24 protein-coding genes are annotated in these 19,899 nt (G+C 74.2%); 14 read left to right on the top strand and 10 right to left on the bottom strand.

Going from position 1 to position 19,899, the window contains the following annotated elements; all coding sequences use genetic code 11:
• Positions 1–10: 10 nt before the first annotated feature.
• On the bottom strand, positions 11–1,219 hold the full coding sequence (locus ABD671_RS04540) for an NAD(P)-dependent malic enzyme (RefSeq protein WP_344732052.1): 1,209 nt from the start codon (positions 1,217–1,219) through the stop codon (positions 11–13).
• 239 nt (positions 1,220–1,458) lie between these two features.
• Positions 1,459–1,836 (bottom strand): S24/S26 family peptidase, encoded by a 378-nt coding sequence (locus tag ABD671_RS04535; protein ID WP_344732051.1) that lies wholly within the window; start codon positions 1,834–1,836, stop codon positions 1,459–1,461.
• A 58-nt stretch (positions 1,837–1,894) separates the two neighbouring features.
• Here ABD671_RS04535 and sodN point away from each other — a divergent pair, with 58 nt between their 5' ends.
• The 5 genes from sodN (at position 1,895) to ABD671_RS04510 (ending at position 4,614) form a co-directional block, all read left to right on the top strand.
• Positions 1,895–2,296, top strand: coding sequence for a superoxide dismutase, Ni (gene sodN / locus ABD671_RS04530; RefSeq protein ID WP_344732050.1), 402 nt, complete (start codon positions 1,895–1,897; stop codon positions 2,294–2,296).
• A 118-nt stretch (positions 2,297–2,414) separates the two neighbouring features.
• Positions 2,415–2,822: an anti-sigma factor gene (locus ABD671_RS04525; protein ID WP_344732049.1), complete on the top strand. Its 408-nt coding sequence runs from the start codon at positions 2,415–2,417 to the stop codon at positions 2,820–2,822.
• A complete protein-coding gene (locus tag ABD671_RS04520) occupies positions 2,822–3,628 on the top strand; it encodes an RNA polymerase sigma factor SigF (protein WP_344732048.1) in 807 nt (268 codons plus the stop codon). Before ABD671_RS04525 ends, ABD671_RS04520 begins: the two co-directional genes overlap by 1 nt.
• A gap of 66 nt (positions 3,629–3,694) precedes the next feature.
• Entirely contained in the window at positions 3,695–4,114 is a 420-nt protein-coding gene (locus ABD671_RS04515) for a hypothetical protein (protein WP_344732047.1), read from the top strand.
• Positions 4,115–4,362: 248 nt separating this feature from the next.
• On the top strand, positions 4,363–4,614 hold the full coding sequence (locus tag ABD671_RS04510; protein ID WP_298518300.1) for a WhiB family transcriptional regulator: 252 nt from the start codon (positions 4,363–4,365) through the stop codon (positions 4,612–4,614).
• 78 nt (positions 4,615–4,692) lie between these two features.
• On the opposite strand, the gene ABD671_RS04505 is transcribed toward ABD671_RS04510, so the two are convergent.
• Positions 4,693–6,195, bottom strand: coding sequence for a sensor histidine kinase (locus ABD671_RS04505; RefSeq protein WP_344732046.1), 1,503 nt, complete (start codon positions 6,193–6,195; stop codon positions 4,693–4,695).
• Between the two features lie 136 nt (positions 6,196–6,331).
• Between ABD671_RS04505 and ABD671_RS04500 the strand changes: the two genes are divergently transcribed.
• From ABD671_RS04500 to ABD671_RS22310, 3 genes are all read left to right on the top strand, one after another.
• On the top strand, positions 6,332–7,180 hold the full coding sequence (locus ABD671_RS04500) for a DUF2785 domain-containing protein (RefSeq protein ID WP_344732045.1): 849 nt from the start codon (positions 6,332–6,334) through the stop codon (positions 7,178–7,180).
• Positions 7,177–7,758, top strand: coding sequence for a GNAT family N-acetyltransferase (locus ABD671_RS04495; RefSeq protein ID WP_344732044.1), 582 nt, complete (start codon positions 7,177–7,179; stop codon positions 7,756–7,758). Before ABD671_RS04500 ends, ABD671_RS04495 begins: the two co-directional genes overlap by 4 nt.
• 75 nt (positions 7,759–7,833) lie before the next feature.
• Complete coding sequence (locus ABD671_RS22310; RefSeq protein WP_369759046.1) at positions 7,834–7,908, top strand: 50S ribosomal protein bL37; 75 nt, start codon at positions 7,834–7,836, stop codon at positions 7,906–7,908.
• A 2-nt stretch (positions 7,909–7,910) separates the two neighbouring features.
• Here the strand turns inward: ABD671_RS22310 and ABD671_RS04490 are convergent, their stop codons facing one another.
• The 5 genes from ABD671_RS04490 to ABD671_RS04470 all read right to left on the bottom strand — a co-directional run bounded on the left by ABD671_RS04490 (position 7,911) and on the right by ABD671_RS04470 (position 11,578).
• Complete coding sequence (locus tag ABD671_RS04490; protein WP_344732043.1) at positions 7,911–8,981, bottom strand: acyltransferase family protein; 1,071 nt, start codon at positions 8,979–8,981, stop codon at positions 7,911–7,913.
• A 40-nt stretch (positions 8,982–9,021) separates the two neighbouring features.
• Positions 9,022–9,306, bottom strand: coding sequence for a mycothiol system anti-sigma-R factor (gene rsrA, locus ABD671_RS04485; protein ID WP_344732042.1), 285 nt, complete (start codon positions 9,304–9,306; stop codon positions 9,022–9,024).
• Positions 9,303–9,971, bottom strand: a complete 669-nt coding sequence (locus tag ABD671_RS04480; RefSeq protein ID WP_344732041.1) for a sigma-70 family RNA polymerase sigma factor — start codon at positions 9,969–9,971, stop codon at positions 9,303–9,305. Before ABD671_RS04480 ends, rsrA begins: the two co-directional genes overlap by 4 nt.
• Positions 9,972–10,139: 168 nt before the next feature.
• Positions 10,140–10,802 carry an alpha/beta hydrolase family protein gene (locus tag ABD671_RS04475; protein WP_344732039.1) on the bottom strand — a complete coding sequence of 221 codons (663 nt, stop codon included), beginning with the start codon at positions 10,800–10,802 and terminating at the stop codon, positions 10,140–10,142.
• Positions 10,799–11,578 (bottom strand): SOS response-associated peptidase, encoded by a 780-nt coding sequence (locus ABD671_RS04470; protein ID WP_344732038.1) that lies wholly within the window; start codon positions 11,576–11,578, stop codon positions 10,799–10,801. The genes ABD671_RS04475 and ABD671_RS04470 overlap by 4 nt, the downstream gene beginning before the upstream one ends.
• Positions 11,579–11,917: 339 nt before the next feature.
• Here ABD671_RS04470 and ABD671_RS04465 point away from each other — a divergent pair, with 339 nt between their 5' ends.
• The 6 genes from ABD671_RS04465 to ABD671_RS04440 all read left to right on the top strand — a co-directional run bounded on the left by ABD671_RS04465 (position 11,918) and on the right by ABD671_RS04440 (position 17,951).
• On the top strand, positions 11,918–13,396 hold the full coding sequence (locus ABD671_RS04465) for a sigma-70 family RNA polymerase sigma factor (protein ID WP_344732037.1): 1,479 nt from the start codon (positions 11,918–11,920) through the stop codon (positions 13,394–13,396).
• A gap of 102 nt (positions 13,397–13,498) precedes the next feature.
• Positions 13,499–14,017, top strand: a complete 519-nt coding sequence (locus ABD671_RS04460; protein ID WP_344732036.1) for a DoxX family protein — start codon at positions 13,499–13,501, stop codon at positions 14,015–14,017.
• Between the two features lie 73 nt (positions 14,018–14,090).
• On the top strand, positions 14,091–15,377 hold the full coding sequence (aroA, locus tag ABD671_RS04455) for a 3-phosphoshikimate 1-carboxyvinyltransferase (RefSeq protein ID WP_344732035.1): 1,287 nt from the start codon (positions 14,091–14,093) through the stop codon (positions 15,375–15,377).
• Positions 15,378–15,387: 10 nt separating this feature from the next.
• Positions 15,388–16,428, top strand: coding sequence for a ribosome small subunit-dependent GTPase A (rsgA, locus tag ABD671_RS04450; RefSeq protein WP_344732034.1), 1,041 nt, complete (start codon positions 15,388–15,390; stop codon positions 16,426–16,428).
• Between the two features lie 112 nt (positions 16,429–16,540).
• On the top strand, positions 16,541–17,431 hold the full coding sequence (gene hisN / locus ABD671_RS04445; RefSeq protein WP_344732033.1) for a histidinol-phosphatase: 891 nt from the start codon (positions 16,541–16,543) through the stop codon (positions 17,429–17,431).
• An 85-nt stretch (positions 17,432–17,516) separates the two neighbouring features.
• Entirely contained in the window at positions 17,517–17,951 is a 435-nt protein-coding gene (locus ABD671_RS04440) for a CBS domain-containing protein (protein WP_344732032.1), read from the top strand.
• A gap of 13 nt (positions 17,952–17,964) precedes the next feature.
• Here the strand turns inward: ABD671_RS04440 and ABD671_RS04435 are convergent, their stop codons facing one another.
• Together ABD671_RS04435 and ABD671_RS04430 are read right to left on the bottom strand one after the other, a co-directional pair.
• Positions 17,965–18,951, bottom strand: a complete 987-nt coding sequence (locus tag ABD671_RS04435) for an ROK family protein (protein ID WP_344732030.1) — start codon at positions 18,949–18,951, stop codon at positions 17,965–17,967.
• A complete protein-coding gene (locus ABD671_RS04430; protein WP_344732029.1) occupies positions 18,948–19,889 on the bottom strand; it encodes an ROK family glucokinase in 942 nt (313 codons plus the stop codon). Before ABD671_RS04430 ends, ABD671_RS04435 begins: the two co-directional genes overlap by 4 nt.
• Positions 19,890–19,899 lie beyond the last annotated feature (10 nt).

Here is a 19,899-nt window from a genome sequence, read left to right as displayed (position 1 = left end):
GCGGATGTGCTCAGCGGCGGGCGACGCCGTCGCGGCGCGCGGCCTCGGAGACCGCGGCGGCGACGGCCGGACCCACGCGCGGGTCGAACGGCGAGGGGATGATGTAGTCCTCGGCGAGCTGGTCGCCGACGAGCTCGGCGAGCGCCTCGGCGGCCGCCAGCTTCATGCCCTCGGTGATCGCGGTGGCACGGGCGTCGAACGCGCCCCGGAAGATGCCGGGGAACGCGAGCACGTTGTTGATCTGGTTCGGGAAGTCCGAGCGGCCGGTGGCCACGACCCGCGCGTACTTGTGCGCGATGTCGGGGTGCACCTCGGGCGTCGGGTTGGCCATGGCGAAGATGATCGCCTCGGGCGCCATCCGCGCGACGTCCTCCTCGGGGATGGTGCCGCCGGAGACGCCGAGGTAGACGTCGGCGCCGTCGAGCGCCTCGGCCAGGGTGCCGGTGCGCCCGGTCTTGTCGGCGGTCATCTCGGCCAGCTGGCGCTTGACCGGGGTGAGGTCGGACCGGCTGGAGTGGACGATGCCCTTGCGGTCGGTGACGGCGAGGTCGGTGATGCCGGCCTCGAGCAGGATCTTGGCGATCGCCACACCCGCGGCGCCGGCGCCGGAGATGACGACGCGGGTCGAGGCGGCGTCGCGGCCGGTGAGCTCGAGGGCGTTCTTGAGCGCGGCGAGCGCGACGACCGCGGTGCCGTGCTGGTCGTCGTGGAAGACGGGGATGTCGAGGAGCTCCTTGAGCCGGTCCTCGATCTCGAAGCAGCGCGGCGCCGAGATGTCCTCGAGGTTGATGCCGCCGAAGCTCGGCGCGAGCCGGACGACGGTCTCGATGATCTCCTCGGTGTCGGTGGTGTCGAGGCAGATCGGGACGCCGTCGACGCCGCCGAACTGCTTGAACAGCACCGCCTTGCCCTCCATCACGGGCATCGCGGCGGCCGGGCCGATGTCGCCCAGGCCCAGCACGGCGGTGCCGTCGGTGACGACGGCGACGGTGTTCGGCACCCAGGTGTAGCTCTGGGTGAGGCTCGGGTCGGCGGCGATGGCCTCGCACACCAGCGCCACACCGGGGGTGTAGGCCAGCGAGAGGTCGTCCTTGTCGCGGATCGGGGCGGTGGCCGCCACCGAGAGCTTGCCGCCCAGGTGCAGGTCGAAGACGGGGTCGCCGGCACGCGGGTGCTCCGGGGCGGCGGGCGTCAGGGTGATCTCGGCAGGCTCGGCCATCAGGTCTCGGTACTTTCCACGCAGGTCGGGCGCCGCCGGGCGGCGGCGATGCCCCGCGCACGGGGCGTTGATGAGAACAGCCCGGGCTCGACGCGACCTGTGGGACGCGGAACCCGGACGCGGGTGCAGCTGTGCCGCCAGTCTGGCACAGACGCACCGGCGCCCTCCCGGGCGTCTTGGGATGGGATGGATCACATTGCGGACGCCGGAGTCCGCAGTGCGGGACGGCGTCCCCGCCCTCAGGCACGGGCCGGACCGGGCCCCAGCCGCAGGGTCGGGCGCGGCCACAGCCGACCTCGCACCACCCCGAGGACGTCGTCCGCGGCGACGACCCCGCGGTGCCGCGAGTCGACCCCGACCGCGGGGTCGTCGCTCAGCAGCCACCAGCCGGTCCGCCCGTCACGGGTGGTGCGCGCCTCGACGGCGCGTTTGACGACCAGGGCGCCGTCGGGGAACCGGGCGACGACGATCGCCCCGGGGCGCGGGGGCGCCCCGTGCCGCACCAGGACGCGGTCGCCCGCGTGCAGCGTCGGCGCCATCGAGGCGCCGACCACCCGGGCCGCTCCCCAGGGCAGCACGGACCGGCCGGGTGGGGTGCTGGGCCGCGCTCGACTCATCCGAGTAGTGTCGCGGTGAGGGGACACACCCCGCCCATCGACACCCGAGAGGACCCGCATGTTCGCGCGACTGTTCGCCCCCACCCTCGAGGTCTCGGCCCACTGCGACCTGCCCTGCGGGGTCTACGACCCGGCTCAGGCCCGTATCGAGGCGGAGTCCATCAAGGCCGTCATCGCCAAGGCGCTCGACAGCGACGACCCCGACTTCCGCACCCGCGCCGTCCTGATCAAGGAGCAGCGCTCCGAGCTGGTCAAGCACCACCTGTGGGTGCTGTGGACCGACTACTTCAAGCCGCCGCACTTCGAGAAGTACCCGCAGCTGCACACCCTGGTCAACGAGGCCACCAAGCTCGCCGGCGCCTCGGGCACCAAGGGCACCCTCGACCCGGCCGTGGCCGACCAGCTGCTCGCGAAGATCGACGAGATCGCCGAGATCTTCTGGGAGACCAAGAAGGCCTGATCCGGCCACGAGGCCGGCGCTCCTCCACGGGGGCGCCGGCCTCGCCGCACTCCAGCACTCCCACCGCACCACCACCGCACTCCCCCGCCCACTCCTGCCAGCACCGACGAGGGACACCATGACCGAGACCGCCTCCAGCGACCGCCGCGCCGACGTCGAGGTGCGGGTGCCCGCCGACGGCGCCTACGTCTCGGTGATCCGGACGACGACCGCGGGCCTGGCCGCCCGCCTCGACTTCACCCTCGACGACGTCGAGGACCTCCGCATCGCCGTGGGCGAGGCGTGCGCCGTCCTCCTCGAGCAGGCCGACGACGGCGCCGACCTCGAGGCAGCCTTCTGGCTCGAGCCGGGCGGACTCGTGGTCGAGATCGGCGCAGCGGCGGCGACGCCGTCCGCGCCCGACGAGGACTCCTTCGCCTGGCAGGTCCTCACCACCCTGGCCGACTCGGTGGCCGCCGACGCCCTCCCCGGACGACTCCGGGTACGCATCGGCCACGGCGCCACCCCGCTGGACGCCGGCGCCTGATGGCGTCCCCCGGCGAGGACGAGCTCGACGGACGGCGCGCGTCCGTCGAGGAGACCCGACGGCGCAGCGCCGAGCTGTTCGCCGTCCACCGCGACCCCGACACGAGCGCGGCCGAGCGCGACGCCGCGCGCGACGCCCTCGTACACCTCCACCTGCCGCTGGTCGAGCACTGCGCCCGCCGCTTCCGCAACCGCGGCGAGCCGTTCGAGGACCTCGTGCAGGTCGGCACGATCGGGCTCATCAAGTCCGTCGACCGCTTCGACACCGATCGCGGCGTGGAGTTCTCCACCTACGCCACGCCCACGATCCTCGGCGAGATCAAGCGCTACTTCCGCGACAAGGGCTGGGCCATCCGGGTGCCCCGCCGGCTCCAGGAGCTGCGCATGCAGATCGGCGCGACGAGCGCCGAGCTCACCCAGAGCCTCGGGCGCTCCCCGACGCCGCGGGAGCTCGCCGACGCGATCGGCTGCACGGTCGAGGAGATCATCGAGGGCATCGAGTCGAGCAACGCCTACTCCACGCTCTCCCTCGACGCCAGCGACGACGCCGAGGACGGCGCGGCCTCGATGCTCGACGCGATCGGCGTGGAGGACGAGGGTCTCGAGCACGTCGAGATCCGCGAGTCGATCAAGCCGCTGCTCGAGCAGCTGGCTCCCCGGGAGAAGAAGATCCTGCTGCTGCGGTTCTTCAAGAACATGACGCAGTCCCAGATCGCCGAGGAGATCGGCGTCTCCCAGATGCACGTCTCCCGGCTGCTCAACCGCACCCTCGACCAGCTGCGCAGCTCGCTGCAGCAGTCGGAGTGAGCCGCCGGCGGCGCGGGGCCGGTGCGGGCCCGCGGCGTCGTCCACGGGCCTTCTAGGCTGGAGGTCGTGAGCACCACGACTCCGCAGGTCCCCGCCCCCCTCCAGCTGGCCACCGCCGTCGCCGCCGTGGAGGGGCTCGCGCTCCTGGTCCTCGCGGTCGTGCAGGTGGCCAGCCTCTCCGGCGACCGGGTGGCGCTCGGCGTCACCACGGCCATCTTCTTCGTCGGCTTCGGCGCGCTGGTGCTCGCGTGCGCCCGCGCCGTCCGCGAGCGCCACACGTGGGCGCGGGGGCCGCTGCTCCTCGCCCAGCTGATCACCCTGGGGCTCGCGTGGAACTTCCGCGCCGACATCCTCGTGGCCGCCGTCCTGCTGGTCGTGGGCGCCGCCGGCCTCGCTGGTCTGGTCCACCCCCAGACCACGGCCGCGCTCGCCGACGACCCCGAGGGCGCCGATCACGCCGAGGGCTCCGAGAACACCGGCGGCTGACGTCCGCCGCCGGGAAGCGGCGGAGGCGATCGGAGGCGATTCCCACCGGTCGCCCGCGACCGGATATCGTGCGTGAGGCGCCTGTGACCCACGAGACGGGCGTTCACCCTTGATCTGGAGCCGAATCATTGCCACCCTGTGCGGTGCGCCGTGAAGACGGTCACTTCGTCGTGCCATCCGATCGCGCATCCGCAGACCTTGTCGTTCCCTGGTCTGCACGACACGCTGTGGAAAGAGGGTTCTCCGCCATGGATTGGCGCCACCGCTCCGCGTGCCTCGATGAGGACCCGGAGCTGTTCTTCCCGATCGGCAACACCGGTCCGGCCATCCTCCAGATCGAGGAGGCCAAGCAGGTGTGCCGTCGGTGCGAGGTGCGCGAGCAGTGCCTGCAGTGGGCACTGGAGGCGGGTCAGGACCACGGCGTCTGGGGCGGTCTCAGCGAGGACGAGCGGCGCGCTCTGAAGCGCCGCAACGCCCGGGCGCGCGTCCGCACCGCCTGACGCGGCCCGCAGCCGGTTTCCCGGCAGCACCGGCAGCACAGGTGGTACCGGCAGCACGAGCACAGGGCTGGCACAGCCCTACCGACGCGGGCGCACCTCGATCGGCAGATCGAGGGCGACCCGCGTTCCGCGTCCGTCGGGCCGCCCGCCCAAGGACAGCCGACCGCCCAGCTCGGACTCCACCAGCGTGCGCACGATCGAGAGTCCGAGGTTGGTGGACTCCTCGAGGTCGAAGCCCTCGGGCAGCCCGGCGCCGTCGTCGTCGATGCTGAGCAGCAGCCGTCCCGCCGTGCGGGCGACCTCGACCGTGATGGTGCCGACCAGTCCCTCGACGGGCATGTCCGGCTCCTCGCCGTACCCGTGCTCGACGGCGTTCTGCATGACCTCGGTGAGCACCATCGCCAGCGCGGTGGCGGTCTCGGAGGGCAGTGGGCCGAAGCTCCCCTCGCGCTGCACCCGGATGCGGGAGCCGACGGCGCTGACCTCGGTGACCATGTGCGTGAGCCGGTCGGCGATCTCGTCGAAGTCGACGCTCTCCTCCCCCGCCTGGCTCAGGGTCTCGTGGACGATCGCGATGGAGCCGACGCGCCGCACGGCCTCCTCGAGCGCCGACTTGGCCTCCGGGGCGCTGATCCGACGCGCCTGGAGCCGCAGCAGCGCCGCGACGGTCTGGAGGTTGTTCTTCACGCGGTGGTGGATCTCGCGGATCGTGGCGTCCTTGGTGATGAGCTCCCGGTCGCGGCGGCGCAGCTCGGTGACGTCGCGGACCAGCACCAGCGCGCCGATGTGCTCCCCCTGGGGACGCAACGGGATCGCGCGGGCGATGAGGGAGACGTCGTCCCCGGCCAGCTCGAGGTCACGATGGGCGCGCCCGCCCATCACCGCGCTGAGCGTCTCCTCGTCGGGACGCCGACGCGCCGGCACCAGGTCGCGGGTGACGTCGGGCAGCAGCAGGCCGGTGAGGTCGCCGTTCTGGCCGAGCCGCCGGAACACCGAGAGCGCGTTGGGACTGGCGTAGGCGACCCGGCCCGAGGCGTCCACGCGCAGGAACCCGTCTCCCACGCGCGGGGTGTCGGCGTGGTCGCTGCGCTGCCCGGCACCGGGGAAGTGCCCGGCGCTGATCATCTGGGTCAGGTCGGCGGCCGTCTGCAGGTAGGCCAGCTCCAGGCGGCTGGGCGTGCGGACGCCGAGCAGGTTGGTGTTGCGGGCCAGCACCGCGATGACGCGGTCGGCACGGCGCACGGGGATCGTCTCCACCCGCACCGGCACGTCCTCGCGCCACTCGGGGTCGCCCTCGCGCACGAGCCGGCCCAGGCGGTAGGCCTCGTCGAGCAGCGGACGGCGTCCGCGCGGCATGAAGGTGCCCACGACGTCGTCGACGAACGCGGTCGGGCCGGTCGTGGGGCGCATCTGCCCGGCAGCCCAGAAGCCGTTGTCCTCGCGATCGGGGACCCACAGCACGAGGTCGGCGAAGGAGAGGTCGGCCAGGATCTGCCAGTCGGCCATGAGCAGTTGGAGCCAGGCGATGTCGGCGTCGTCGAGGTCGGTATGGCTCCTCGCGAGCTCGGGTAGCGACGGCACGCGAGGAGCCTACGGCCGTCCGCACGCGGCGGTGTCGGCATCTCGCCGCTCCGCGCCCGGACCACCTCCGAGGCAGCGGACCGGTGGACGGGATCCCGGGTGCCACGGCTCCGGGTCATTTGGCAGGATGGTCCGCATGTCCGGGGCGTATTGGCGGCAGGTGCACGCATCGGGCCTGGCCGTCCCGGGCGACCGCCCCCTCGACGACCTCACCGCCGAGCTCACCGTCATGCTCGGCGCCACCGACCCCGAGATGCGCGACGGCCTCGCCTATCCGACCCTGGCCACCTGGGTCGACCGCGGCGTCTACGACGACCTCCTGATCGGCCTCGGCGACGGCATGGCCGCGGGCCTGGCCGCCGGTCTGGGCGAACAGGGCACCGACACCGTGTTCCGGCGCAGCTTCTCCGCGCTGATCCTCGGCGAGTGCATCGCCCGCGACAACGAGCGCCCCCTCGTGCCCGGCGGCAAGGTGCTGGAGTGGGGCGACCGCCTCGCCACCTGGCTGCTGCGCGAGCGCGACGTCCGCGGGTTCGTGCCCGAGAAGGGGTGGGCACACGCCGTGGCGCACGGCGCCGACGCGCTCGGCACCCTCGCGCAGTCGCCGCACCTGGGCAAGGCCGAGCTCACCGTGCTGCTCGACGTCATCGCCGACCGGTTGGTGCTGCCGGTGGAGCAGTTGTTCGCCAACGGCGAGCCCGACCGGCTCGCCGCGGCGACGGTGCACATCCTGCGCCGCGGCACCGTGCCGATGACCGTGGTCGAGCCGTGGATCAACCGCATCGCGGCCACGGCCGGCGCCCGCGGCTCCTACGACGGCCGCGACCCCTTCCTGGTCGGCGGCAACGCCCAGGCCTTCCTGCGCGCCCTGCACCTCCAGGTGGCGCTCGGCCCCCGACCGCCCGAGAACCGCGCCGACCTCGTGCTGCTCCTCGTCGAGAGCCTGCGCGCCACGAACCCGCAGTACCTCGCCACCCCCCGATGACCGCCCCGATCGACGGGACGACGACCGGGCCCGACGTCGGCGGGCTCGTCGTCCGCCGGGTCCGCGAGGCCGAGCACGCCGCCGTCGGCGCCATCACGGTGGCGGCCTACGCCGACTTCACCGCCGGCCCCGAGGACCCCTACCTCGACCGGTTGCGCGACACCGGTCGCCGCGACCGGGAGGCGGAGGTCTGGGTGGCCCTCGATGCCGCCGGTGCGCTGCTCGGCTCGGTGACGCTGTGCCCGCCGGGCTCGAGCTGGCGGGAGGTCGCGGCCTCCGACGAGGGTGAGTTCCGCATGCTCGCCGTCGACCCGGGCGCGCAGGGCGGGGGCGCCGGGCGTGCTCTCGTGCACCACGCCCTCGCGCGCTTCCGCGCCGACGGTGCCCGCTCGGTGGTGATCTCCAGCCTGCCGACGATGACCACGGCCCACCGCCTCTACGCGGCCACCGGGTTCGCGCGGGTGCCCGAGCGCGACCACAGCCCGATGCCCGGCATCGCCCTGTGGGCCTTCGAGCACGTGCTGCGGCCGACGACGGCGGACGCGATTTCCGACCTGCACGCCGGTCTGGGAGACTGACCCTCGGCCTTCCGCCGGTTCGGTCGTACCCGCGCCGTCCGGCAGGCGCCGACATCGAACACGGAGGAGACCACCATGGGCAAGACCGGCCGCAAGCGTCGCGCTCGCAAGAAGAAGGGCGCGAACCACGGCAAGCGCCCCAACGCCTGAGCTCAGGCGCCCGCCGGGATCCCCCGGCGTCCGCTCGGACCCCCGACCTCCTGGTCGGGGGTTCGCGCATTCCCGGGCCGTCCGCGCCCCTGTAGGAACGGCGCCTCGACGAGCCGCCAGGACAGTTCCGCGAGCACGAACGAGGCGGCCACCAGCGCCACCGCGACCGGCCAGTGCGCCGAGCCGTGCACCCGCGGCAGCACGAGCACCAGCAGCGGGTGGTGCCACAGGTAGAGCGCGTAGGAGCGGCGTCCGACGTGCTCCAGGACGACCGAGCGGCGGCACGGCCGGGCGAGGATCGCGCCGAGCGTGGCCGTGACCGCGATCCACGGCGCCGCCACGAGCGCGACGACGCTGTACCGGTCGACGAACGCCGACCCCACGCACGCCAGCGCGGCGAGTGCCGTCACCACGGCGAGGGGGCGTCGCCACCGTGCCGCGACACGCTCGACACCGAGCAGCGCCAGCAGGCAGCCGGCGAGCAGCGCACTGGCCCGGGTGTCGGTGCCCGCGTAGATGCGGCGGGGCGCGGCGTCGTCGAGGGCCAGATGCACGGTCTGGGCGAGGGAGAGCGCCAGCAGCACCCCGGCGACCACGACCACCCGGCGTCGTCCGCGCGCGGCCGCCAAACCGGCGGCCACCAGCAGCGGCCAGGCCAGGTAGAACTGCTCCTCGACCGCCAGGGACCAGGTGTGGTGCAGGCCGCCGAGGTTGATGCCGGTCGCCGCGGGCCAGTTGTTGACGAACACCAGCGCGCCGAGCACGGTCGCCGGCCGGGCGACCAGCGGATCGCGGGTCAGCAGCCCGGCCACCGACATCGCCGCCAGGAACACCACCAGCGCAGGCAGCAGCCGTCGCGCACGGCGTCCCCAGAAGGCGCGCAGGTCGATGCGGCCGGCGGCGTCGTGCTCGGCCAGCAGCAGCCGGGTGATCAGCCACCCCGAGAGCACGAAGAAGACCGTGACGCCGATCGTTCCCGGGCTGCTCAGATGGGGCAGGCGCAGGTGGTCGAGCACCACGAGCAGGACCGCGAGACCCCGGAGGGCATCGAGATCGGGACGACGTGCGCTCACCCCCTCCCCATCGGCGGCCCGACGGGAGAGGTGAGGCGGGTCAGGACTCGCGGATGCGGACCTGGACCTCGCGGATGCGCAGCAGCACGCGCTGGCGCAGCTCGTCGGGCGCCGGCTCGCTGCACGAGCGGGCGACGATCTGCTTCACCGTGCGCTGGAGGTCGTACTTCGCCAGGCAGGGGTTGCAGGAGTCGAGGTGCAGCTGGACGGCCGCGCAGTCGGCCTCGTCGAGCTCGTTGTCGATGAAGTAGACGATCTGGTCGAGGTAGTCGGCGCAGTCGGAGGGCGCCGTGGCCCCGGCGTGGTCGTGCTCGTGCGTGGTCACGCGTCGGCCTCCTTGTCGGTGCTCGCCGGGATGAGGTCGTTGGCCCGGGCGTAGTCGGAGAGGAGGTCGCGCAGCTGACGGCGGCCGCGGTGCAACCGCGACATGACCGTGCCGATCGGGGTCTCCATGATCTCGGCGATCTCCTTGTAGGCGAAGCCCTCGACGTCGGCGAGGTAGACCGCCAGCCGGAACTCCTCGGGCAGGCGCTGCAGGGCGTCCTTGACCTGGGAGTCGGGCAGGTGCTCGAGCGCCTCGGTCTCGGCGGACTTCAGTCCGGTCGAGGTGTGCGACTCGGCGCGGGCCAGCTGCCAGTCCTCGACGTCCTCGGACATCGACTGCTGCGGCTGCCGCTGCTTCTTGCGGTAGTTGTTGATGAAGGTGTTGGTGAGGATGCGGTACAGCCAGGCCTTGAGGTTGGTACCCGGCTTGAACTGGTGGAAGGAGGAGAACGCCTTGGCGAACGTCTCCTGCACGAGGTCCTCGGCATCGGCGGGGTTGCGGGTCATCCGCATCGCGGCCGAGTAGAGCTGGTCGAGGTAGGGCAGGGCGTCGCGCTCGAAGCGCAGCGACCTCTCCTCCTCGGTCTCAGCCTCGTCGACGCGCACCTCGGCGTCCGGGTCGATCAGGAGGTCGGCCGGGTCGAGGTCGGTGGCGTGGTCGGTCATCGTGGTCAAGCCTACGGCCTCCTTCGTCGAGGGGGACGTCGCGGACGGGCCCGACGGGCCCGCGGCGGGGCGCAGCGCGCTTCCGCTCTCGGTCCTCTCCAGCAGTGCCATCACGCCAGGCACAACCCCCGGCGGCCGCCGGGGATTCCCGACGACGTCGCGACCGCCTCAGATCGACCCGACGAACTCGCCGACGGCCGTCGCCACGAGCTCGAGGACGGCGTCCTGGTCGGGGACGGCGCGGGCGCCCACCTTGAGGCCGTGATCGGCGCCGGGCACGGTCACCAGCCGGTGGCCGGCGGGCAGGTCGGGGAACTCCTCGGGACGGCCGAAGGGGTCGCGCTCGCCCTGCACGACCAGGGTCGGCACGCCCGAGCCGAGCAGTTCGGGCAGCCGCGAGCTCTCGGGCTTCCCGGGCGGGTGCAGCGGGAAGGCCAGCGCCACGCAGGCGGCGGCCCCGAGCGCGGACGCCGTGCGGCAGGCCGAACGCGCCCCGGCCGAGCGTCCGCCGACGACGAGGCGCACACCCGGCAGCAGCGCACCGACGCGGGCCGCAGCTGCGGTGAAGCCGACGTCGAGGGTGGCCGGTGGCGCGGCGACCGGACGACCGGCCACCCGCCACGGCTGCTCGAAGCGGGCCACGACGACGCCGCGGGCGGGCAGTGCCGCGGCGAGGGCCTCGAGGTCGCGGGTGTCGACGCCGTTGCCCGCGCCGTGGCTCACCAGGAGGACGGCGGACGGCGCTCGTGGGCCGGTCGGTCGATCGAGGTGGAGGCGACCGGGCCCGACCGGGGTCTCGACCTCGATCTCCGCGGTCGGCGGGCGCGTCACCGCACGACCTCGGCCCGCACGTCGTCGGGGACGCCCTCCAGCGGCAGCGGGGCGAGCAGCTCGGGCCCGTTGTTGCGCACGCTGTTGACCGCGGTGGAGACCGGGAAGGCCTCGAGCACGCCCGGCGCCGCGGGCGCGAGCAGGTCGAGCAGCTCGGCACCGGAGACCCGCGGGTCGAGCCACCGCTCGCGGGCCTCGGGGGTGACCATCAGCGGCATGCGGTCGTGGATGTGGCCGAGGGAGTCCTCGGCCTCGGTGGTGAGCACGGTGCAGGTCCAGCGGAACCGGGCGGGGTCGTCGTCGGCGCGGGTCGGGTCGCGCCAGATCTCGTAGAGCCCCGCCATCGCCAGCACGCCGCCGTCGCGGGGGCGGATGAAGAAGGGCTGCTTGACCGGCTTGCCGGCCTTCGTCAGCGCGCTCGTGGCGTACCACTCGAAGTAGCCGTCGGCCGGCAGCAGGCAGCGCCGGGCGGCGAAGGCGCGGCGGAACGCGGGCTTCTCGGCGACGGTCTCGCTGCGGGCGTTGATCATGCGGCTGCCGATCGAGGGGTCCTTCGCCCACGACGGCACCAGCCCCCAGGTCAGCACCCGCAGCTGGCGGCGCGGCTCCTCGACCCCGTGCTCGGGCGACGGCGGCCGCTCGAGCACGGCGTAGACCTCCTTGGTGGGGGCCACGTTGTAGTCGGGCGCGAGCGGTGCGGCGACCAGCGACTCGGCCACCTCGAACTCCTCGAGGAGATCCTCGGGACGACGGGAGGAGGCGTAGCGACCGCACATGCCGCGAAGCGTAGTGGCGTGTGTATGAAGTTCCTGGATGGTTCGCGTCGTCAGGGTGCGTGCATCGCAAGGCGGCGTCGCGAAGGGCTACCGGGCGTAACGCGAGCGATGCCAACGCTGCGAGGTGCGTGCCATGGCGGCGCCAACCGTCCAAAGACTTCGTGCACACGCCACCAGGACGCGCCGCCGACACCCGTGCCCACCCGTGCCCACCCGGGCGGACGAGGTGGGGACACCGGCCACGAGCGTCCCGGACGATGGGCCCGACCGGTACGGACCGGTGTCCGCTCTTCGGCGATTCGTCGACGCACCCTCGGCGGCGCGGGTTGGATTCCTCCCATGGGGACGGGGGTGCAGGAGCCGGTGGGTCCGGTCGGGAGCCTCGAGGCGGAGACCGCCTCGGATGCCGACCTGCTCGCGGCCGTGCGCGCCGGCGACACCGACGCCTTCGGCGTCCTCTACGAACGCCACGTGGAGGCCGCCCGCCGCCTGGCCCGCTCGCTCTCCTCCGACGGCGTGGATCCCGACGACCTCGTCGCCGACGCGTTCGCGCAGGTGCTGGGCATCCTCCAGCGTGGCGGCGGACCGGAGTGCGCCTTCCGCGCGTACCTGCTGACCACCCTGCGCCACGAGCACGCCCAGCGTCGTCGCGGCCTCTCCCGGGTCCGGCCGACCGACGACCTCGAGGCGCTCGACTCCGGCGTCCCGTTCGAGGACACCGCGGTGCTCTCCTTCGACCATGCCGCGGCGGCCGAGGCGTTCGGGTCGCTGCCCGAACGCTGGCAGCTCGTGCTCTGGCACACCGAGATCGAGCGGGAGCGGGCCTCCGAGGTCGCCCGGCTGCTCGGCATGTCGCCGGCCTCGGTCTCCGCGCTCGCCTACCGCGCCCGCGAGGGGCTGCGGCAGGCCTACCTCTCCCGCCACCTGGGCACCGGCGAGGACGAGCGGTGCAGCCGTGCCCGGGCCCTGCTGAGCGCCTACGTGCGCGGCGGGACGTCGCGGCGCGACGGACGCGCGGTCGAGGAGCATCTCGAGGAGTGCCGGCCCTGCACGGCCCTGATGCTGGAACTGCGCGAGCTCAACACCTCCCTTGCCGGACTCCTCGGACCCGCCGTCCTCGGTGCGGGGGCCGCCGCCTACCTCGCCGGGGGCAGCGCGATCACCGCCGGCGCGGGCCTGCCCGCCCTCTGGGCGGCACTGGTGGACCGGGTGCGGGCGTTCGTCACCGAGCACACCGCGGCGGCCGCGGCCGCCGGCACGGCCGTGACGGTCGCGATCGGCGGCGGACTCGTGGTCGTCGAGCAGCACCGCGACGATCCCGCACCGATCACCCGGGTGGCGCCCGCGCCGTCGACGCCGTCGGCCACCGCACCCACCGCGCTGCCGTGGAACGGTCCGCGCCGCGCCCGCGTGCTCGAGGCGCCGACCCTGCGCCGCGCACCGCAGCCGGCCCCGGTCGTGGAGGCCGGCCCGGTGCGCAGCGGTGTCAGCGCCCAGCGCAGCTCGCTGCGGGTGCGCGCCACCCGCACCCGCGCGGCCTTCGGCTTCCTCTACCGCGTCACCGTCAGCGTGTCCGGCCTGGCACGCGGATCGAGCGCCCTGCTGACGGTGGCCGCCGACCGCCCGATCGCCACCTTCACCCTCGCCCGCGGCTGCGGCTACGTCGGCATCGGTCGGGCGAGCTGCCGGATCACCCGGACGCCGACCCGCCTCACCTTCGCCGTCGTCCCCTTCCCCGGCCGGGTGACCCGGCTGCTGGTGCGCGCGACCGCGCCCCGCTCGCGCCCCGACCTGGTGCGCCTGCTGCTGCGCCGCTGACCGGCCGCCCGACGCTGTGACCGATCAGCGATGACGCAACCGGCCCGCTCCCTCACCCGTTCATGCGTGGGCCGACCAGGAGCCCCGACCTAGGTTGACGCCATGTCCCTCAGCCGCCGGCTCGCCCGCCCCCTGCTCGCCACCACCTTCGCCGTCGGAGCGGTCGAGGCCCTGCGCTCGGCCCGCGACCTGGCCCCGCAGGCCGCGCCCGTCGCCGACCGCGTCGTCCCGCTCGCCCGCCGGGCCGTGCCGCTGCCCGACGACCCCGAGACGCTGGTGAAGCTGACCGCCGGGGTGCAGCTGGCGGCGTCCCTCGCCCTGGCCACCGGACGCGCACCGCGGCTCGCGGCCGGCGTCCTGGCGGTCACGCTGGTGCCCGCGAGCCTGACCACGCACCCGTTCTGGTCGCACACCGGCGAGCAGCGCCGCAGCGACCTGCGCGGTGCAGCCGTCGACGCGAGCCTGCTGGGCGGCCTGCTCATCGCGGCCGGCGACACCGACGGCCGCCCGGGCGTGGCCTGGCGGGCGCGCCGGGCCGGCAAGGACGCGCGTCGCGAGGCGCGGCACCTGCGCCGGGTCGCGCGTCAGGAGGCGCGGATCGTGAAGGCCAACCTCGGCTGAGCGCCCCCACCGGACGCTCACCCGACCCCCACCGGACCCGGGGGCACCGGCGCCGTCTCGATAGGCTGCGCCGGTGACCCTCGACCTCTGGCCCGCACCGCATGCGCTCGCGCCCGTCGAGGTCGTCGTCTCGCTGCCGGGGTCGAAGTCGCTGACCAACCGCGCGCTCCTGCTCGCCTCGATCGCCGACGGCCCGTCCACGGTGGTGCGCGCCCTGCGCTCGCGCGACACGCTGCTCATGGCCGGCGCCCTCAGCGCATTGGGGTCCACCGTCGACACTTCCGGCACCGACTGGGCGGTCACGCCGGGCCCGTTCACCCGCGACGCGCAGGTCGACTGCGGCCTCGCCGGCACCGTGATGCGGTTCGTCCCGCCGGTGGCGGCTCTCTCCTCGGGCTCGGTCTCCTTCGACGGCGACCCGCACATGCGCACCCGGCCCATCGGCGAGGTGCTCGGCGCCCTGCGGGGCCTCGGGGCCGTGATCGCGGACGACGGCCGCGGTGCCCTGCCGTTCACCGTGTGCGGCACCGGCGCGCTGCGCGGCGGCACGGTCACCCTCGACGCCTCGGCGTCCTCCCAGTTCATCTCCGCGCTGCTCCTGGCCGGCGCGCGCTACGAGCAGGGCGTCGACGTGCGCCACGTCGGCAAGCCGGTGCCCTCGCTCCCCCACATCGACATGACGGTGGCGATGCTGCGCGAGCACGGCGTCGAGGTCGACGACGCCGACGCGAACCGGTGGGCGGTCGCCCCGGGCACCGTGCGGGCCGTCGACCACGTGATCGAGCCCGACCTCTCCAACGCCGCACCGTTCCTCGCGCTCGCTGCCGTCAGCGGCGGCACGGTGCGGGTGCGCGACTGGCCCGCCGAGACGACCCAGGCGGGCGACGCACTGCGCGACATCCTCCAGCGCATGGGGTGCGTCGTCGTCCTCGACGCCGAGGGTCTCACCGTCACCGGCCCCGAGCAGCTGGAGGGCATCGACATCGACCTGCACGACGTCGGCGAGCTCACGCCCGCGGTCGCCGCCCTGTGCGCGGTGGCGGCCAGCCCCTCGCACCTGCGCGGGGTCGGCCACATCCGCCACCACGAGACCGACCGGCTCGCGGCGCTCGCCGCCGAGTTGGGCGGGCTCGGCGCCGCGGTCACCGAGCATCCCGACGGGCTGAGCTTCGCCCCGGCGTCCCTGCACGGCGGGGTGTTCCACACCTACGGCGACCACCGCATGGCCCATGCCGGCGTGATCGTCGGGGCCGCGCTCGGGGCCGATGAGACGGTCGAGGTCGAGAACATCGCCACGACGTCGAAGACCTTCCCCGACTTCGCGGGGTTCTGGTCCGGCCTGTTCCCGAGCGGCGACTGAGGCGCGGCGCGTGGCGGGCCGAGGGGCGGGGCGGTACTCCGAGCACGACCACGAGCACTACGAGCGACCCCGCCGGCGCACCCGCCCGCGCACCAAGGACCGGCCGACCTACGACGACGCCGTCGACGCCGTCGTCGTGACCGTCGACCGGGGCCGGTTCACCCTGATCCTCGACGCCGATCCTGCCGACCCTGCCGTCCCCCGCGAGGCCGACGCGCCCACGCAGATCATGGCGATGAAGGCCCGGCCGCTGGGCCGCAAGGGGGTCGTCGTGGGCGACCGCGTGCGGGTCGTGGGCGACGTCTCGGGCGAGGACGGCACGCTGGCGCGCATCGTCGAGGTCACCGACCGCAGCACCGTGCTGCGGCGCACCGCCGACGACGACGATCCGGTCGAGCGGGTGATCGTCGCCAACGCCGACCAGCTGGTCGTCGTCACCGCGCTGGCCGATCCCGAACCTCGCCCGCGTCTGATCGACCGGGCTCTGGTGGCGGCCTACGACGCCGGCATGTCGCCGCTGCTGTGCCTGACGAAGAGCGACCTCGCCGACCCCGAGACGCTGCTCGCGACGTACCGCTCCCTCGGCGTCCCGTGGGTCGTCACCCGGCGCGGGGGCGACCTGGCCGAGGTGCGCGAGCGGCTGGCGGGGCGCACCAGCGTGCTCGTCGGGCACAGCGGTGTGGGCAAGTCGACCCTCGTCAACGCGCTCGTGCCCGATGCGCGTCGCGAGGTCGGGCACGTCAACGCCGTGACCGGCCGCGGCCGGCACACCTCCACCTCGGCCTACCTGCTCGCGCTGCCGGACGGCGGCTCGATCATCGACACCCCCGGCATCCGCTCCTTCGGCCTGGCCCACGTGCGGCCCGAGAACCTCATCGAGGCGTTCCCCGACCTCGACGAGATGACCGAGGAGTGCCCCCGCGGCTGCACCCACGGCGAGGAGGAGCCCGAGTGCGCCCTCGACGACGCGGTGGCCGCCGGCCAGGCCGACCCCGATCGCGTCGCCTCCTTCCGGCGGCTGCTCGCCGCACGCAGCGGACCGGAGTACTAGCCCGCAGCACGGGGCCGGCGCACGGGGCCGGCGCACCGGGCCGGAGCACTGGCGCCGCCGGGCGCGAGCGGGCTGATCCTCCGATGAGGGGCGACCACTAGGGTTACCAGGCGTGAGCGCCACCCCCGACTACACCGACGACCTCCGCCTGGCCCACGTGCTCGCGGACGACGCCGACTCCCTGACCATGGCGCGCTTCAAGGCGCTCGACCTGCACGTCATGAGCAAGCCCGACCTGACGCCGGTGACCGACGCCGACCAGGCCGTCGAGGAGGCGATCCGCCGCACCCTGGGCCGGGTCCGCTCGCGCGACGCCATCACCGGCGAGGAGCAGGGCAGCACCGGGCAGGGCCAGCGCCGCTGGATCGTCGATCCGATCGACGGCACGAAGAACTTCGTGCGCGGGGTGCCCGTCTGGGCCACCCTCATCGCGCTGGCCGTCGACGAGGAGATCGTGGTCGGGGTCGTCTCCGCCCCCGCACTCCAGCGCCGCTGGTGGGCCTCGGCCGGCGGCGGCGCCTGGACCGGCCGGTCGCTGCTCAAGGCCACCCGCTGCCAGGTCTCCGACGTCCGCCGGTTGGAGGACGCCTCGCTGTCCTACGCCTCCCTCGACGGCTGGGACGAGCGCGGACGGCTCGAGGACATGATCGCGCTCATGCGCCGCTGCTGGCGCACCCGCGCCTACGGCGACTTCTGGTCCTACATGCTGGTGGCCGAAGGGGCGGTCGACCTGGCGGCCGAACCGGAGCTGGAGGTCTACGACATGGCCGCCCTCGACATCATCGTGCGCGAGGCAGGCGGCCGCTTCACCTCCCTCGCCGGCACCGACGGCCCCTTCGGCGGCAACGCGGTGGCCTCCAACGGCCACCTGCACGAGGCCGCACTGTCCTTCCTCGGTGCGCTGCCCGACGACCCCGACGACCCCGACAGCTGGGATCCCGACCAGCCGCGCACCGGGCCCGGCACCGTCTCGGACCTGCGGGCCCACCGCTCGCGGGAGTGAAGGACGCCGGGTGCGTGACGCCCGGCCCTTGTGACCCGGGTCACCACCGGGCTAGCGTCGGGATCCCCTGCGAGGAGGTCCCACGATGAACGTCTCCGACATCCTGCGCGGCAAGGCCGCCGGTGTGCACACGATCGACGCGGCCAGCGGGGTGCGCGATCTGCTGGCCCGACTGGCCGAGCACAACATCGGCGCCGTGGTCGTCAGCTCCGACGGCGTCGCCATCGAGGGCATCGTCAGCGAGCGCGACGTCGTCCGCCATCTCCACCACGACGGCACGGTGGTCAACAACACCGTCGGCGCGATCATGACGCCGGCCGCGGAGGTGGCCTCCTGCTCCCCCGACGACGACCTGGACGCCGTCCTGGCGGTGATGACGCAGCGGCGCATCCGGCACCTGCCGGTCGTCGCCGACGGCGCGGTCGTCGGCATCGTCAGCATCGGCGACCTGGTGAAGGCCAAGATCGACCAGCTCCAGTTCGAGCGCGACCAGCTCGACGCCTACGTGATGCAGGGCTGAGTCGAGAGCTGACTCAGCCCACGATCGCGCGTCGAGCCAGCACCGCTCCGCCGACGACGCCCGCCTCCGGCCCGAAGCGCGCGCGACGCACCGGGGGCACCCGGCGGTGCGAGGCGCCGACCAGAGCCCGGGTGAGGGCGGCGCGGGCCGGGTCGAGCAGCAGCGCGTCGGCGGCCGAGACGCCGCCGCCGACGACGACGACCTCGGGGTCGAAGGCCGCCACCAGGTTGGCGATGCCGACACCGAGCCAGTCGCCCACCGAGGCGAAGGCCTGGAGCGCGACGGCGTCGCCGTCACGTGCGGCGTCGGTGACCATCGGGCCGACGAGGCGCTCGGGGATGCCCCCGCACATGCGCTCCAACGAGGTGCGCTCGTGACCGATCCGCTCGCGGGCGAAGCGGGTGAGCGCATTGCCGCTGGAGTACTGCTCCCAGCAGCCCCGGTTGCCGCACTCGCACGGCAGGCCGTCGGGCACGACCTGCATGTGCCCGAACTCCCCCGCCATGCCGTTGCGGCCGCGGTGCACCCGCCCGCCGATGACGACGGCGCCGCCGATGCCGGTGCCGAGGGTGATGACCAGCGCGTCGCCACCGGCCTCGCCGTGGGCGATCTCGGCGTGGGCGGCGCAGTTGGCGTCGTTGTCGAGCACCACGGTCGTGCCCCAGCGCTCGGCGAGGCGGTCGCGCACGGCCTCCCCGCGCCACGGCAGGTGCGGGGCGAACATCACGCGCTCGCCCTCGCGGTCGACGAACCCGGCGGCCGCCAACCCCACCGCCGCGATCGGGCGACCGTCGGCGACCTCGAGCACCGCCTCGGTCAGCGCGGCCTCGAGCAGGCCGACCTCGACGCGGCGTCCGGGGGTCGAGCGGGCTGCGGTGGCCAGCACCCGGCCCGCGGTGTCGACCTCGGCGGCCAGCACCTTCGTGCCGCCGACGTCGACCCCGAGCACCACCGGCTCGGTCGCCCGGGCCGAGGCGCGGCCCATCGGACGTCCGCTCATCGGCGGGCGAGGTCGGCGGCGCCGATGAGGCCCGCCCGGTTGCCCAGCCGCGCGCGCCGCACCTGGGCGAGCGGGCGGTGGCCGCGGCCGGTGAGGTTGGCGCCGAAGCTGTCGCGCACGGGGTCGAGCAGCAGGTCGCCGGCCTCGCTGACGCCGCCGCCGAGGACGACGACCGCCGGGTCGAGGACGGCGGCGAGCGAGGCGATGCCCTCGCCCAGCCAGCGTCCGAGGTCGCGCAGCTGCTCGATGCAGAACGGATCGCCGGCGCGCGCGAGCTCGGTGATCATCGGGCCGGTGATCGCGGCGGCGTCGCCGCCGGCACGGTCGAGGAGGTGGCGGGCGAGCAGCGAACCGCCGGACGCCGCCCGGCGGGCCTCGCGCACCAGCGCGGACCCGCTGCCGTACTGCTCGAGGCAGCCGTAGTTGCCGCACCCGCAGAGCAGGCCGCCGGGCACCACCCGCAGATGGCCGATCTCGGCGCCGACGCCGAAGGCGCCGCGGAACAGCTCGCCGTCGAGCACCACGCCGCCGCCGACACCGGTGCCGACGGTGACCAGCAGCAGATCGTCGACGTCGTGGCCGGCGCCGAAGCGGAACTCGCCCCAGGCGGCGACGTTGGCGTCGTTCTCGACGACCACCGACAGGCCGGTGCTCTGCTCGAGCTCGGCCTTGAGGTCGACGTCGCGCCAGGCGATGTTGGGCGCGAACATCACCCGGGCCCGGGCCTTGTCGACGTAGCCGGCGGCACCGATGCCGACCGAGGCGATCTCGTGGCGGCTCCCGAGCTCCTTCACCAGACCGGTGACGGCCTTCTCGATCGCCTCCACGTCGGTGGCCGGCGATTCGACCCGCAGCTCCTCGACGATGCCGCCGTCCTCGTCGACGACGCCGCCGAGGATCTTCGTGCCGCCGATGTCGACTCCACAGGTGAGCGTCACGGTGGTGCTC

Source organism: Nocardioides fonticola (assembly GCF_039536805.1).
Lineage (GTDB): Bacteria > Actinomycetota > Actinomycetes > Propionibacteriales > Nocardioidaceae > Nocardioides > Nocardioides fonticola.
The sequence above is the reverse complement of the archived record's forward strand: the minus strand, read 5'-3'. Positions and strand labels throughout refer to the sequence as shown.